Origin of the sequence: Variovorax sp. J22P240, from assembly GCF_030316855.1 — a bacterium.
Lineage (GTDB): Bacteria > Pseudomonadota > Gammaproteobacteria > Burkholderiales > Burkholderiaceae_C > Variovorax.
In genome coordinates this window covers 93,744-107,321 of the sequence record NZ_JASZYR010000007.1, presented here as the reverse complement: position 1 = coordinate 107,321, position 13,578 = coordinate 93,744, and the positions used below count along the sequence as shown (strand labels likewise).

At 63.5% G+C, this 13,578-nt stretch carries 13 protein-coding genes and 1 pseudogene; 5 read left to right on the top strand and 9 right to left on the bottom strand.

Going from position 1 to position 13,578, the window contains the following annotated elements; genetic code table 11:
* Positions 1-17: 17 nt before the first annotated feature.
* Positions 18-1,142, bottom strand: coding sequence for an AI-2E family transporter (locus QTI24_RS18750; RefSeq protein WP_286602483.1), 1,125 nt, complete (start codon positions 1,140-1,142; stop codon positions 18-20).
* A gap of 173 nt (positions 1,143-1,315) precedes the next feature.
* Entirely contained in the window at positions 1,316-4,009 is a 2,694-nt protein-coding gene (locus QTI24_RS18745) for a PAS domain-containing protein (RefSeq protein WP_286602481.1), read from the bottom strand.
* Positions 4,010-4,170: 161 nt separating this feature from the next.
* Here QTI24_RS18745 and QTI24_RS18740 point away from each other — a divergent pair, with 161 nt between their 5' ends.
* Entirely contained in the window at positions 4,171-4,554 is a 384-nt protein-coding gene (locus QTI24_RS18740) for a response regulator (RefSeq protein WP_286602480.1), read from the top strand.
* Between the two features lie 16 nt (positions 4,555-4,570).
* Here the strand turns inward: QTI24_RS18740 and QTI24_RS18735 are convergent, their stop codons facing one another.
* Positions 4,571-5,305, bottom strand: coding sequence for a Crp/Fnr family transcriptional regulator (locus QTI24_RS18735; RefSeq protein WP_286602479.1), 735 nt, complete (start codon positions 5,303-5,305; stop codon positions 4,571-4,573).
* Between the two features lie 412 nt (positions 5,306-5,717).
* On the opposite strand from QTI24_RS18735, the gene QTI24_RS18730 reads away from it, so the two are divergent.
* Both QTI24_RS18730 and QTI24_RS18725 read left to right on the top strand, forming a co-directional pair.
* Positions 5,718-6,356, top strand: coding sequence for a response regulator (locus QTI24_RS18730; protein ID WP_286602477.1), 639 nt, complete (start codon positions 5,718-5,720; stop codon positions 6,354-6,356).
* Positions 6,313-6,804 (top strand): hypothetical protein, encoded by a 492-nt coding sequence (locus tag QTI24_RS18725; RefSeq protein WP_286602672.1) that lies wholly within the window; start codon positions 6,313-6,315, stop codon positions 6,802-6,804. Before QTI24_RS18730 ends, QTI24_RS18725 begins: the two co-directional genes overlap by 44 nt.
* Here the strand turns inward: QTI24_RS18725 and QTI24_RS18720 are convergent.
* The 6 genes and pseudogenes from QTI24_RS18720 to QTI24_RS18695 form a co-directional block, all read right to left on the bottom strand.
* A pseudogene (locus QTI24_RS18720) lies at positions 6,719-7,252 on the bottom strand (hypothetical protein). The gene QTI24_RS18725 and the pseudogene QTI24_RS18720 overlap by 86 nt on opposite strands.
* A gap of 190 nt (positions 7,253-7,442) precedes the next feature.
* Positions 7,443-7,769 (bottom strand): hypothetical protein, encoded by a 327-nt coding sequence (locus tag QTI24_RS31640; RefSeq protein WP_503011280.1) that lies wholly within the window; start codon positions 7,767-7,769, stop codon positions 7,443-7,445.
* Between the two features lie 331 nt (positions 7,770-8,100).
* The gene (locus QTI24_RS18710; RefSeq protein WP_286602476.1) at positions 8,101-8,868 is read right to left on the bottom strand and encodes a DUF2092 domain-containing protein; all 768 of its coding nucleotides are present in this window, start codon (positions 8,866-8,868) and stop codon (positions 8,101-8,103) included.
* A gap of 59 nt (positions 8,869-8,927) precedes the next feature.
* Positions 8,928-9,512 carry a hypothetical protein gene (locus QTI24_RS18705; RefSeq protein ID WP_286602474.1) on the bottom strand — a complete coding sequence of 195 codons (585 nt, stop codon included), beginning with the start codon at positions 9,510-9,512 and terminating at the stop codon, positions 8,928-8,930.
* A 135-nt stretch (positions 9,513-9,647) separates the two neighbouring features.
* Positions 9,648-10,388 carry a DUF3047 domain-containing protein gene (locus QTI24_RS18700; RefSeq protein ID WP_286602472.1) on the bottom strand — a complete coding sequence of 247 codons (741 nt, stop codon included), beginning with the start codon at positions 10,386-10,388 and terminating at the stop codon, positions 9,648-9,650.
* Positions 10,389-10,403: 15 nt separating this feature from the next.
* Positions 10,404-10,790, bottom strand: coding sequence for a hypothetical protein (locus QTI24_RS18695; protein ID WP_353506099.1), 387 nt, complete (start codon positions 10,788-10,790; stop codon positions 10,404-10,406).
* 539 nt (positions 10,791-11,329) lie between these two features.
* On the opposite strand from QTI24_RS18695, the gene QTI24_RS18690 reads away from it, so the two are divergent.
* Positions 11,330-12,436 carry an OmpA family protein gene (locus QTI24_RS18690; RefSeq protein ID WP_286602470.1) on the top strand — a complete coding sequence of 369 codons (1,107 nt, stop codon included), beginning with the start codon at positions 11,330-11,332 and terminating at the stop codon, positions 12,434-12,436.
* A gap of 217 nt (positions 12,437-12,653) precedes the next feature.
* Positions 12,654-13,301: an ion channel gene (locus QTI24_RS18685; RefSeq protein WP_286602469.1), complete on the top strand. Its 648-nt coding sequence runs from the start codon at positions 12,654-12,656 to the stop codon at positions 13,299-13,301.
* Positions 13,302-13,578 lie beyond the last annotated feature (277 nt).

The window sequence follows — 13,578 nt, the reverse complement described above, 5'->3', positions numbered from 1 at the left end:
GCATCGCGCGCATCGGTTCAGGACACGTTCGGCAGTTCGCTCTCGATCTCGACGACGTCCGGATCGGTGTTGACCCAGCGCATGAGAATCTGATACCCCAGGCTCAGTGCAGTGGCTCCCACGAACATGCCCAGGATGCCGGCACCGGCCAGGCCGCCCAGCGCACCGATCAGGACAATCGGCATCGGGGCATCCACCCCCCGGCCCAGCAGGAGCGGCTTCAAAACGTTGTCGAGCATGCCGGAGACCACCAGGAGCACGCTATAGATAACGGCCGGCACCGTCTCGAAATTTCCACTCAGCCAGATGTACGCGATGACGGGAAGGGAGACCAGGAGCGCCGGCACCTGCGCAATGCCTAGCACGAGCACGATGATCGCCAGCACGCCTGCAAAGGGAATGGCGGCAATGATCATGACGATGCCCATGACCATGGCCTGGATGAAGGCCACGCCGACCACGCCCAGGGCCACCGCGCGAATGGTCTGGGTCGACAGGTCGGCGAACTCCACGCCCCGCCGGGTGCCCGCGACGCGTCCAAGGATGGACCTCGCGGATTCGGAGCCCGCCTCCCCGAAGGCCATGATGATGCCCGCGATGATGAAGGAGAACACGAAGAGCAGCACCGACCCCGCCATGCTGGCCACCATCTCCAGCGCCTTGGTGGCCAGTTCCGTGAGTTGTGGTTGCAGCCTCTTGACCACCGACGGCAAGTCCTTTTCGGCCAACGACCAGGCGCCACTCACCTTCTTGCCGACGACGGGCCACTCCGCCACGCCGGGCGGCGGCGGTGGAACCTTCAAATCGTCGTCGCGGAGATTGACGATGGTCTCATAGACCGAATCGCCCAACGAGCTCAGTACCACGGCCGTGGGCGCCACGACCAGCGTGATGCCGACCAGCACCAGCAAGGTGGCCGCCAACCCCTGTTTTCCACCCAGCCTGCGGGCCAGCGCCTGATGGCCCGGGTACATCGTCACCGCCAGGATCAGCGCCCAGGCCATCATCGAGATGAAGGGCGAGAAGATCCGGAAGCACAGCAGGGTCAGGGCCAGTACCAGGCCGGCCCGGATGAGCACGTCCATGAGCTTCCTGGACATCCGTGTTTCGCGTACGAGATCAGGCGTGGAGGGCGTTGTCATGACTCGACCTTCGAAAGTAGACGACGTAGGAATTTTCCTGCGTCGCTTCTTCTTTGACTTGACAACTCTCAACACGGCGGCATTCATCCCTGATCGGGCCTGCGCCGTTCCCGGCGATGTGGCAGGCCGATCCAGAAACGTTGCGCCCGTTCAGGGCACGCCGCGTTGATCTATCAACTGGAGACGACTCGTTCTTCGACCCGGAACAGGAAATGGGCGACCATCACGTCCCCATTGGCCATCGCGGTCGCGTGCATCCGGAACCAGCGCTGCTCCTCTTGTGAATGACACGGATAGTCGCACGCGAAAGCCACCCTCCCCTCGTACAGCACTTCTTCGAGACCGCGCAGAACCTTCAGCGCGGATTCGTCGTCGAGCGAACTGCGTCGGCAGACTTCCAAGTAGTTCGCACCTGGGCCAATGGATGCGGCGCCCGGATTCCCATTGCAATCGGCGAACTGTGTCCACGCCCGGTTGACGAATCGAATCGTGCCGTGGCGGTCCACGACCGCCACGATCCCTGCAATGGCGTCGATCACATCCTGCAGCGTCTGATCGGTAGCGCGGCTCAGGAGTCGAGGCAGGGCACGGCCGTCGTCCAGCGCGGCGTACATCGAACACGCGCTAGAGCGGTCGATTGCCGCGGTTGATCCGGACGGAGAGCCGAACGCCAATGACGCCCCGGTCAGTGGAATCACGACCTCCAAGACGGTGCCCTGTGCGGGCGTGCCGTCGATATGCATGACCCCGCCGTGAGCCCGAACTCGCTCCTGCATACCCAGGATGCCGAATGACTCGGACTTGCGCCTGTCCGCGGGTTCCATGCCCCGGCCGTTGTCCCTCACGCGAAGCGCGATTGAATTCTCCCCGGCCTTCGCCAGCTGGATGTGCACTTCGCTTGCACGGGAATGCTTGTTCACGTTGTTCAGCGCCTCCTGGGCGACTCGATACAGGCAGATGGCAACCGCCGGGGCATCCAGCAACTCACTGGCCACCTCATCGACAGCGTCGATCTCGCACGCGATGCCGGACTGCTCGCCAAACTTGCTTGCCATCGCCTCAAGCGCCGGCAGCAGGCCGAGGTCTTCCAGCATCGGCGGACGCAGGTCGTTCACGATGCGGCGTGTCGACACAATGGCCCGCTCGGCCAGCCGATCGACGCCCGCGACCAGCGCCGGCAGTCCCGAGGCATGGGCGCCGAAGCGATCGGTGATGACTTGCAAGTCCATGCGGATCGCGGCCAGGGTCTGCTGCAGATCGTCGTGCAGCTCACGCGCAATGCGCTTGCGCTCTTCTTCCTGAACCTGGTCTCGCGAGGCGATGAGTTGTTGCAGCGCGAAATGCGAAGACTCCAAGTCGAGTTGCACTTCCCGGGCCGTCGTCACGTCACGCGCCGTCATGATCGCGCCTGCGACCGTTCCGTCTTCCGAAGGGATGGGCGCGAAGCTGTAGCTCCCCACCCACTCGGTCCCGGTGTCCTTTCGCCGCAGCCGGTACTCGACGTTAGTCCCCGTCTCGCCGCGCAAAGCGCGTGAGAGCGGCCATTCCTCCAGCGGCGCGGGATCGGCCTTCGATATGGCCATCTCCAGAATACCCGGGTAGTCAGCGAGCGATCCGCCGCAGTCGGACTTGTCCGCAAACCGGTGGAAGGACGCGAATGCATCGTTGAACTCGACGAGTCGGCCGTCGACGTCCGCAATGCAGACAGCGTCGCTCATGCTCGAAAGCGCCGCGTGAAGTTTCGACGCACTGGCGCGAAGAGCCTGCTCGGCCAGCTTGCGCTCGCTCATGTCGCGCCGCAGGCGCGGCTTGCTCAAGTCCCGCGCGTCGAGCATCCAGTTGAGCTGCTGCGGGACCGATCTGATTTCGGGCGGGCCTGGGAGTCCGGCGCGAATGATGTCGATGCCGGTTGTCATCTGGGCAGCCGTCCCCCGGAGACGGGAGGACCACTGGGCAATGGCTGAACTCAGGCGCCACGCCAGGCCCAGCGCAAGAAGACACAGTGTCAGGCCGATTCCGATCGCTCGCCGGATCGCAGCATGGTAGTCCGCGAAAACCTCGACTTCAGGCAGGCTCACGGCCACCCGCCAGTCGACATCGGAGAGTGTCAGGAAAGCGGTCAGCCGCGGCGCGCCATCACTCCCCTTCGCGATGAGGAAGCCTTCTCGCTGGCCATCCGCCGGCTCTGGCTCGCCAGCGGCGGGCCGCGCGCCGATGAAGGTCTCGGGGTCTGACGATCGCAGGAGAACGGTCCCTGTCCGATCGATTACGGTGACGACGGCGTTTTCGGGGATCGAGGCCTGCAACAGCTGGTTCAATACCAGCAAATCGACGGTCATCACCAGCAGCGCGGTCTGTCTTCCCGCCTCGTCACGGATGGGATAGCTCAGCGCCATGATCTTGAGGCCGGAGCGGGCGTCGTCGACCAAATTGCCCATCTCGAATCCGGCGATGCGGACGGCGGCCACCGACCCGGCTGCATCCGTGACCACCGACGGCGACAGCGGCGCCCGCTCGTAGCGGCAGATGATCTCTCCCCGCGCATCGCGCAGCGCGTAGCTGAGGATCGTCGGAGTTAGCCGCACGTACTCGGCGACCAACGGATCGCAGTGCGCCGGATCGAGCGCCCTGACCAGCGGACGTGCGGACGCGCGCGCGAGAACCGACTCGAACTGGTCCAGTGTGCGTTGGACAGTCGCCGCCGTCCCGGTCGCAAGAATCCGGACCTTTTCATATGCCGCATTGCGAGACCGGCGCACGTCGTTGGCGAGAACCCACGCCAAGAGCGCCGTAACGGCAAGCATGACCCCGACCATCAACAGGATCATTCGACTGCGGATCGACAGGTTCTCAAGCCACAACGCCATGGAACTCGACCTTCACGGAAACCGGGGCAGACCGAAGGATGCCTCAGAACGCCGATTTTTCTTCCAATTCATTGAGAAGACGCATCACGCAAATCCCCAATCGGGGGGAACATGGCCTGCATTCCATAGAGACAGGTACGAGGTGCAAGTTGAGAGTGCTCATGGTCGACGACTCCGTGGCGATCCGGCAAAGCTTCGGCGCGCTGTTGGCTACTGCGCCGGGAGTCGATGTCGTTGCCTACGCAGACGACGTTGCTTCGGCGATCACATCGATCAGATCGCACCATCCGGACGTGATCGTGCTCGACGCCAGACTGCGCGGGCGTGACCAGGGAATCGACGTCTTGCATTACGTCACGCAGCACCACCCTGGCATCAAGGTGATCGTATTTTCCCAGTTCAACTGGGCCTTCATGCGCAAGCGCCACATGGATGCCGGCGCCCTCGCCTACTTCGACAAGGGGACCGAGTTCCAGCAAGCGCGAGACTGCATTGCGGACCTCTCGAATGCTCAATCCGCGCGGGCGTTCGGGCCCAAGCGCTGAGCCCCGCCCCGTGCAATCAGCCGACTAGCGTCAGCCCGTCCCTGGCCCGCGGCGCGCACGGCGAAGCGCGCAAGTCCGCCTTGGTGGGCGTGCGCGTGCCTTGCGCATAGTGCCGCAATGCGTCCAGATCGAGGATCTCGACCTTGCGCTGCTCCACCTCGATCAGGCCCCCCTCGGCCAGCGCGGCAAACGAACGGCTGATGGTTTCGTGGGCCACGCCGAGGTAACTTCCGATGTCGCGACGGGTCATCTGCAGGCGAAGGCATCGCACGGCCTGCCCGGTTGTCGACATCCGTTGGGCCAGATGCAATAGGAACCTGGCCAGCCGCACTTCTGCTGCGACGGCAGCCATCATGTCGGACAGCCGGATCAGGTCGATCATCGAATGGGTCACCGCACGCATGACGCCACGGTCGAACGCCGGCAGCAATTGCGCGAGAGCGTAGAAGTTGGGAAGCGACAGGGCAAGCACGCTGGCATCCTCCTGGGCCACCGTCGCCATCAAATGGTGGTCGCCGGACAGGGCGTCGATTCCCAGCAGGTCGCCCCGGCGCGCAAAGGCGTACACCTGTTCGTAGCCGTCCTCGGCGGTGCGAAAAACCTTGAAGGTGCCTGTGCGGACAATGCAGATGAAAGTGGTCGGCGCCCCTTCCACGAACAGCATTTCGCCTTGCTGGAGTCGCCGGACGGTCGGCTGGACCAGCGGCATAAGCGGGGCATCGCCGACCGGAACGTCGATGAGGTCGAACATCTCGTGGAGGCAGGTCCATTCGCGACGGTCGACGACGGCGGTGCGCATCCTGCCGCTGGCAGGCAAGCGAATCGACGTCTCATGCGGTGCGAGCGTGTTCATGAGAAATCCTCTCCGGGGGAGCGTAGCGAACATGGGCATGCAAGGGCCCGACGGAGATTGCGCCGAAGCCTGCCGCTTGAACATCGGCCCGACGCTCTCCCGCGCGGCGGATTGCTCCTAGAGGACTAGGACTTTTCCGAACGCCGAAGCGGAGGTATTCCGAATCTCCCGGGCAGGCCGACGCCCTTGCGAAGACGCGCGTTTGGCGTCAAAGTAAGTCCAGGGAGCATGCACGAGCCGGCCAGCGATTCGCTTTCGGCCCCCGGGGGATGTCTTGACAGCCTCGACCCAGTTCACACCGGCGCTACGAATGCTACTGGTCGACGACCACACAATCGTACGGGAAGGCCTGAAGCGTGTGCTCAATCCGGCCGGCAGCCGCTGGGCCCTGACCGAAGCCGTCACGGGCTATGAGGCGCTTGAGCTTCTTGGTGAACAAGAGTTCGACCTCGCCCTCGTCGACCTGTCGATGCCCGGAATGACCGGACTCGAACTGGTGCGCCGCATCAGAACCGAGTTCCCCGGCGTTCGTGTGCTGGTTCTGAGCATGCATGCGGAAGAGCAATACGCGATGCGGGCCTTCAAGGCGGGTGCCAACGGCTATGTCACCAAAGACATCGCGGCCACCGAACTCGTGAGCGCGGTGCGCAGGGTGGCGGCCGGCGGTGCCTATGTCACCGAAAGTCTCGCTGAGCGGGTGGTACTGCAGCTCAACGGCATGTCGGACGCGCCGCGCCACATGCTGCTGACGGACCGTGAGTTTGATGTATTGCGGCGCGTCGCGGCCGGACAGCGGCTCACCGAGATCGGCCATGCGCTTCACCTGTCGGTGAAGACGGTGAGCACGCACAAGACCCGCATCCAGGAAAAGCTGCAGGTGTCGAGCACTGCCGAACTGATTCGATATGCGCTCGAAAACCGGATCGACGATCTGTTCCTTCAGACATAGCTCCCCCGCCGACGATAGCGGCGTCGGCATCGTCGCCGTGGAGCACGACGAGCGCGAACCTCTTCTCGGGCACTGCATGCGTCGCCGCTTCGAGCATCTCTTCCGGAAGCTCGCGCATGCTGGCCATGAAGCGCGAGTCGGCCGACTCCTGTTGACCGCCGTCCTCAACGCGTCCTTGTCGTCGGGGAGGATTTCGCGCACCGTCAACCGTCCGTCGCGCAGCACCACCGTCGCCGGAAGCGCCGGGCCTGCAGGGTGTGCGGTCGAGCACCTCGCGGGTATGCAGCGCAATCATCAACTCCACGCCGCCACCTTTTTGCTCGATGCCATGCTGATGAGCGGCCCGGCGGAAAGATTGGCCGTCAAGTCGAGCTCCATCCGAGCCAGGCGGCATCGCAACACACGCGCTCGCGCGGCGACGCTGCATGTTTGCCGATGCCCGCGGTGAACACGAGCGCATCAATTCCCTGTGCCGCCGCGGCGAGCGAGCCGAGTTTGCGACCGATTCGGTATGCATGGAGGTCGATGGCGAAGCGGGCGCGGCTCGTCATCGCTGGCCAGCAGGGCTCGCCTGTCGCTCAAGATCCAACACGCCCAGCAGGCCGGACTGCTTGTAGATTAGGTCCTCGATCGCACGCATCCATTCGCAGCTTGTCCATCAGGTAGAGGATCGCGCCGGCGGGATCCAAGTTGCCGCAGCGCGTGCCCATCGGCAGCCGGTCGACGGCAGTGAACCCCGTGGTGCTGGCGAAACTCCGTCCGGCGGCCATCGCGCACATGCTGGCGCCATTGCCCAGATGCGCGACGATGGCGCGGCGCGCCGCTGCATTCAGGTCGAACTGGGCTAGAACGCTCGCGATGTACTCGTAGGACAGACCGTGGATCCGTAACGCCACACGCCGACCGATGAGGATCGGTGCGATCAAGCCCAGCCTCATCGCCTCCCGCATGCCTTCGAGTGAACTTCGGTCACAGGGATGCACCACGGCCGTCGGGGTGGGCGGCAGCGCCTTTCAGGCGTCGATCAGGCGATCGTACTTTTCGTGCCTCGCGCTCCTAGGCATGCCTTCCTGCGTGCTGGGAAGCTCAATAGGGCGGATTCACCACCACGAATTCAGCCCCCTTCGGCTGATACCATTGACTGCCGCATTGCTGGTACACCATGCCGCCGTAGTTGACGGGGACGCAGTTGGCCGGTACAGAGCGCACGACGGAGCCTACCACTGCCGAGGTCACCGCGACAGCGGCCCCGACGGCCATCGCACCCGCTACAGGGTGGTAGTCATTGTCCCACCCGCCACCGCAGCAATTATTGTTGCCGCTGACATTGACGTTGACGTTCCGATTGGCGTTGACGTTGGTGTTGCGATTGGCGTTGACGTTGGCACTGCGATTGCTGTTGACATTGTTCACGCTGGTGCTGCGGACATCATTGGTCCGCACGTCGGCCCTGCTATTGTTGACCTGCGCACCCTGCGCAGCCTGCCTGCCTCCGCCAGACGATGCAGCGCCAGCGCCACCGGCGCGAGCGCCGCCGCCTCCTGCTGCATTCGCGCGGGCACCTCCACCTCCACCTCCGCCCGCGCTTGCGCGAGCGCCTCCACCTCCTCCACCTCCCCTCCCTCCGCCGCCACCGTCCCGCGCTGCCTCGGCCGCCGGGATTAGCGCGAAACTCACGAGAACCAGTAGGCCCGCGGGAGCCGCAAGCATCCTGCTGAATGATCGCTTCATGGTCGCCGCTCCTCTACCTGGACTTGACCGGGACAATTTCGATGCGGGTCGCACCCTTCGGTGGCCTGAACTTGAACGTCGCTTCATTGAACGACGGGTCCACATTCCAGTCGATGACACTGATCGATTGCGGGCGCGCGTCGTCACGTCGATTGGTGATCACGAGCTTGCGCGGCAAAGGTTTGCCGCCGGTCGTGATCCAGACCTGCCAATCGAAGTCGCCCTGGCGAAACGCGTAGTGGTCGCAGAGACTGTTTCCGATGATGTCCTGCCCGGCATTCATGGCCGACTCGATCTTGTCGACCGGCGCCGCGGGGGTGCCCCACGTGAACAGATCGGACATCGGGATCTCGACGCCGTACTGCTCCTCGAGCTTCTCGACGAGTACGCTGTTGGGCTCGGAGAACTCAACGGTCGAGTAGTACTTTTGAGCGGGCGCGTACAGCGTGACCGTCTTGCCGTCATAGAGGATTTCGCGCTCGGAGCGAACGCTCCACATGCGGGCGCGTAACCTGTTCGGACGCGCTGCCTCGACCGTAGCCGATGCGGTGTGCATCAGCTTTTGGCCGTCGCTCAGCACTCGTTCGGCCGTCAGCGACGTCGATGTCCGGAAGCGATCCAGCGTCTGCAGGTAGGCGCCCATGTCCTTGAGAGCCTGGATTGACGCCGGGTCGACGGTATTGCCGGCGGGCGGGGCAGCAGGGGCCGGCGCGGTTTGTGCGACGACGGGTGCCGTCAGCACCAGCGCGAGTACGGAGGCTGCGAGTCTTCCGGGGTTCATTTGTACTCCTTGGGGGATGAGCGGCCTGCCCGACGCCGGTCACACGCTGATGCCGCTCGTCAGTCGATCGAAAGCGCCACTGCTTCGGTGTAGGTCGCGTGCACTTGATCGCCGACCTTGATCATCTTCAGTTGATCTGCATCCCGCACTTTCAGGTCGACCTCATATTCCGTCCCGCGCAGCGTGACCATCTTGGTCTTTCGGTTCACGGCGACCACATTCGCAGTGACTTCGACTTGCCTGCCCATCGACCCGCCCGGGCGTTCGCCTTTCGCGGTCCTGCTGCCGGTCACCGGTGAATCGACCCTGCTGCGTATTTCATTGCCGTCCTTCACCAGCGTAAGCGTCAAGGCCTGTGCGTAGCGGACCGTGACCCGGTCGCCGACCTTGACGTGTTCGAGGTTGCGCGCCTCCGGGCCGACGGCCAGCGGAATCAGCTTGCCGTTCGCATCCTTGATGGTTACATGGCGCGTCTGAAGATCGATGGCCTCGACGACGCCAGTGGCCTTGACCAGTTCCTTGATGGTTCCTGTACCGGGCTTGGTCGAAGCGGTGATCTCAGTGCCTGATTGGTCCTTCGAGATGGCGAGAGGCAATAACGTGCCGAGCACCACCGAGGCCGTGAGCGATGTCAGGAGCTTCATGAGACTTCCTTTCTGGATGTGGCGAGCCACGCCGGGATTGTCGGCATCTTTGTGACCGCCACATTGACGTCCGTCAATCCACGGGAATTAGATCCGCCTGCTGGATCGGTACGCCAAGAGCCCGCGACATAAGAATCAGCGGCTCTCGCAATCGATGCGGATGCTTGAGTAGCTTCCCACCGCCATGGTGCCGGTGTTGTCCGTGTCGGTCATCACGGCTACAGCCAACACTGGGCCCGGTTCGGCGCCATAGGCCTTCTTGTAGTCGTCGGAAAGATTGCGCTGCACCGATTGCCAGCGGCCTAGGTCGCCTGCCCCTGAGGAGACGACAAGCATCTTGACTTGGCTCGTGTGCGCAGAGGAGATCCATGTGCCCACCGGGACGTGATCGGTCCAGATGTACATCAGCACCGCATAAGGCATCTCGCGGCGGGCCAGATTCTTCGCTCGACTGAATCTTTTTCGCTCCGCATCGGGCAGGCTGGCAACATCGCCGTCGAAGGCCACCAGCACACGCAGTGGCGCGTCCTCCCGGTCCTTGTCGCGGTTGTCAGCGCCAGCAATCAATGCGTCGGCCTTCCAATCCCAGCCGAGGGTCATGGGCGGGCGCAGCGAAGGCTGAAGCCGCGCCACGAAAAGCGAGGCTGATCGGTCTGCGGTGGCGCGCAGCACCGCCGAGCGGTCGCCCTCGTGAACCACCTCGTACACCGTGTCACGCTTCATCTTGGACAGAGGTACATGCGTCCAGGCCGCGCTCTTGTCATCGAATGCGAGATCGCGGGGTCGACAAGGCGATCCCGGATCTTGGCCCGCAGCGACGGCCGTCACGAAGACCGTCGAGATGCATGTCACGAGGAAGCGCCGGGATTTGGTCATGAGATCGGCAATCCGTCAGTACTTGATGTCTCGCTTTTCCTGTCGACCGTCTTGCTTCGTGTTGCGCTTCTCCTGCCGGCACGCGGCGTTACTCTTCTGGTTTTCGGCCCGGCAATCCACCTTGTCCGAGCGGGCGTCCTGTTTGGCGGCCTGATTGGCGCTCCTGCCGTGTTGGCGTTGCTGCGACTGATCGGTGGCCAGGGCAACGCTCGAAAGCGTCAGGAGCACGGCTGCGAACAACAAGCCGGTGGTCCGGTTCCAAGGTCCATATCTTTCGACCATTTGAATTCTCCTTTTCTTTTGATTTAGAAAGCGGTCATCTGGAGGTGTCACGACGATCTCGAAGAGGAGCAGTGAGACGCACTTGACGCTTGTTTGGGCGAAAAGGCGCGCGGACAGCAATTGTCTTACCCTCGCAAATCTGCGCATTGACGTTTGTCAGTCAAAGCAAGTCTTGGAGTCGTTTGACGTCATTCCGAGGGCGCGCGACGTCTTCTACTTAAGACATCGGCGCGCACCACGCCTGCCGCTTATCGCTTTCCCGGTGCCTTTCTCCACGTAGCCTCGCTGTGGAACTCAACCGTCGTTGCTGAAGCGCAACTCGCGCAACCCAAAGGCTGTATCAATTGAAACTGAACGCTATTGCGCCCACCGGTAGACCGACCCCCGAAACTTGCCCAGGCTGCGAGGAGGTTCCAGGTTCGACCGCCGCTCGCGGCTTGCCACTTCCTCGTTTCCGCTCCCGTATGGCGGCCTGTCCGCCCGGACCACGTTCACCGCCGGGCAGTACGACGACAGCCGTTGATACATCACTTGCTCGGCGCCTACGTCAGGCGCATACGCCGATTTCGCGGCTTGCCCATCTGTCCTTCGGCATATTGGCCTCGATCGAAAGTCACACAAACACTGACCACCTCCAAAAACTCCGTGAGGAGGCTTCCATGTTTGATCGTCGCACCTTCGCAGCTTGCTGCGCGATTGCTCTCCCGTATGGTGCCTGCCTTGCGCAGACCACTTTCGCAGCGGACCAGTACTACGACAACCGGTGGTACATCACGCCCTTCGGCGCCTATGTCGACCCGGACGGCGACCGCGGTGCCAAAAGCGGCTGGGGCGGGGGCGTGGCGATCGGCAAGCCGATCAGCCCGAACTGGAACATCGAGCTGCGCGCCATGTACGAGGAGCTCGACAGCAAGTACGGCACCGCCTTCGGCGTCTTCAACAGCAACGACAAGTTCAAGAACCTGAGCGGCACGCTCGACGCGCAATGGTTCTTCCTGGGCCGCCAGGGCATCAACCGCTGGCAATCGAACAGCGTGCATCCGTACCTGGTGGGCGGCATCGGCGCCATCGACAACAAGGTGGAGACCCTTTTCGGCAGCGACAGCCACACGAGTTTCATGGCGAACGCGGGCCTCGGCATCGTCTGGCCGTTTTCCTCCTGGGGCCGCTTGGTGGCCGACGCACGCTATCGCTATGTCGACAGCGCCAACAACACCAGGCTCAATAGCCGCTCGAGCATGAACGACTGGCTGTTCTCGGTGGGCCTGCAGATCCCCTTCGGGCCCGCCCCCCAAGTGGCGCAGGCGGCGCCGCCGCCCGCCCCGCGGGCGGCGATACCACCGCCCCCACCGCCACCGCCAGCGGCGCGCGCCTTCGAGCTCAAAGCCGACGGCACGTTCGCGTTCGCCAAGTCGGACTTGACGCCTACCGGCCGCACCCGCATCGACAACACGCTCGCGGAGCTCAAGGCCTCGGGCATCCGGCTGCGCGCGATCTCCATCGTCGGGCACACCGATCCGATCGGCAGCGCCGAGTTCAACCAGCGCCTGTCCGTGGCACGGGCCAACTCCGTGCGCGACTACCTGGTCGCCCAAGGCGTGCCGGCCAACATCATCACGACCGAAGGCCGCGGTTTCTCGGAGCTCAAGATCACAGAAGCCGATTGCAGGGCCCAGGGCAAGGCCAGGAACCGCACTGCGCTCATTGCCTGCTTCGAGCCGAACCGCCGAGTGGATATCCGCGCCACGGGCGAGCAGCCGGGCTAAGGGTGCGCGAGCTTGAGTGATCTGCAGAGATGAGGATCACTCGACAGCGACCGACGTGAATCCGTTGGCTTGATCGGCTGGCGATCAGCTGGAGCCGCCACGGAGACGGCTGCTATGGCTTGGGGAGGGCGCCGCGGCGAAACGCGTTCGCCCTCTGTCATGGGCTCCTAGGGGCAGGGAAATGACAATCGGCCGGGCGCGCACGACTCTCGCGCAGGTGTTCTACCAGCGCTGCTTCTATCTCTTCGTCGCGATGCTCGCGCTCATCATGGCGATGCTGCTGCTCGAGCCCACGCCGCGCGGACGGATCATGCTGAACGGCGGCAACCTCCTCGTCGTGATCGCAGCGGTCGCCGCGATAGGGCGCACCCAGCTGTCGTTCGTGATCGCGCTTCTCCTGGCGACGCCGGCCCTGGTATTTCAGCTGCTCGCAATAGACGGAAGCGACTCGCGGTTTCTCCTGCACTCCTGGATGTTCGGCGCCGCGCTCTACGCGGCAACGATCGGATACCTGCTGCGCTACGTCTTTCAGCATGACGTCATGACGGCAGACAAGCTCTACGGCGCCGCGGCGGCCTACCTCATGCTCGGCGCGCTGTGGGCGTATCTCTACGCGATGGCGAACCATATTCAGCCGGGGTCGTTCGCGTTCGGCGGTGCCGTCATTTCGCCGCCGATCGGCGACTTGCTCTATTTCAGTTTCACCGTGCTGACCAGCACCGGCTTCGGGGACGCCGTACCGGTACAGCGGTACGCGCGCGGGCTGTGCGTGCTCGAGCAGCTTGTAGGGGGCCTCTTCCTTGCGATCCTGATCGCCCGCCTGGCCGGCGTCTACCCTCCGCGCAGAGAGGATTCCGGGACGTAGTGGCGGTCCAAGAATGGTGTTCCCGATTCACCTCTGAGCCCAGGGCCATGGATCCCGTGGCAAGATGTGCACTCCGCGCACACGACCACTTTTCGGTGCCTTCGGCTGCTTGGCAGTGGCGAGCCGTCAAGAAGATGCGATCAACATAATCGAGTCGAGCCAGAATTCCAGCGAGTTTTTCAACAGAATGCAGCGGCTGCGGACAACGGCCTGCCATGATGGACATTCGACAGGCCGCTTTGTGAAGCAGCTGCGAACTCGCGGTCCCGGCCATGAA

Bases quoted from the DNA above. Each gene is read 5' to 3' on its own strand.
- QTI24_RS18750 (WP_286602483.1), bottom strand. From the start codon at position 1,142: ATGACAACGCCCTCCACGCCTGATCTCGTACGCGAAACACGGATGTCC.
- QTI24_RS18745 (WP_286602481.1), bottom strand. From the start codon at position 4,009: ATGGCGTTGTGGCTTGAGAACCTGTCGATCCGCAGTCGAATGATCCTG.
- QTI24_RS18740 (WP_286602480.1), top strand. From the start codon at position 4,171: ATGGTCGACGACTCCGTGGCGATCCGGCAAAGCTTCGGCGCGCTGTTG.
- QTI24_RS18735 (WP_286602479.1), bottom strand. From the start codon at position 5,305: ATGTTCGACCTCATCGACGTTCCGGTCGGCGATGCCCCGCTTATGCCG.
- QTI24_RS18730 (WP_286602477.1), top strand. From the start codon at position 5,718: ATGCTACTGGTCGACGACCACACAATCGTACGGGAAGGCCTGAAGCGT.
- QTI24_RS18725 (WP_286602672.1), top strand. From the start codon at position 6,313: ATGCGCTCGAAAACCGGATCGACGATCTGTTCCTTCAGACATAGCTCC.
- QTI24_RS18710 (WP_286602476.1), bottom strand. From the start codon at position 8,868: ATGAACCCCGGAAGACTCGCAGCCTCCGTACTCGCGCTGGTGCTGACG.
- QTI24_RS18705 (WP_286602474.1), bottom strand. From the start codon at position 9,512: ATGAAGCTCCTGACATCGCTCACGGCCTCGGTGGTGCTCGGCACGTTA.
- QTI24_RS18700 (WP_286602472.1), bottom strand. From the start codon at position 10,388: ATGACCAAATCCCGGCGCTTCCTCGTGACATGCATCTCGACGGTCTTC.
- QTI24_RS18690 (WP_286602470.1), top strand. From the start codon at position 11,330: ATGTTTGATCGTCGCACCTTCGCAGCTTGCTGCGCGATTGCTCTCCCG.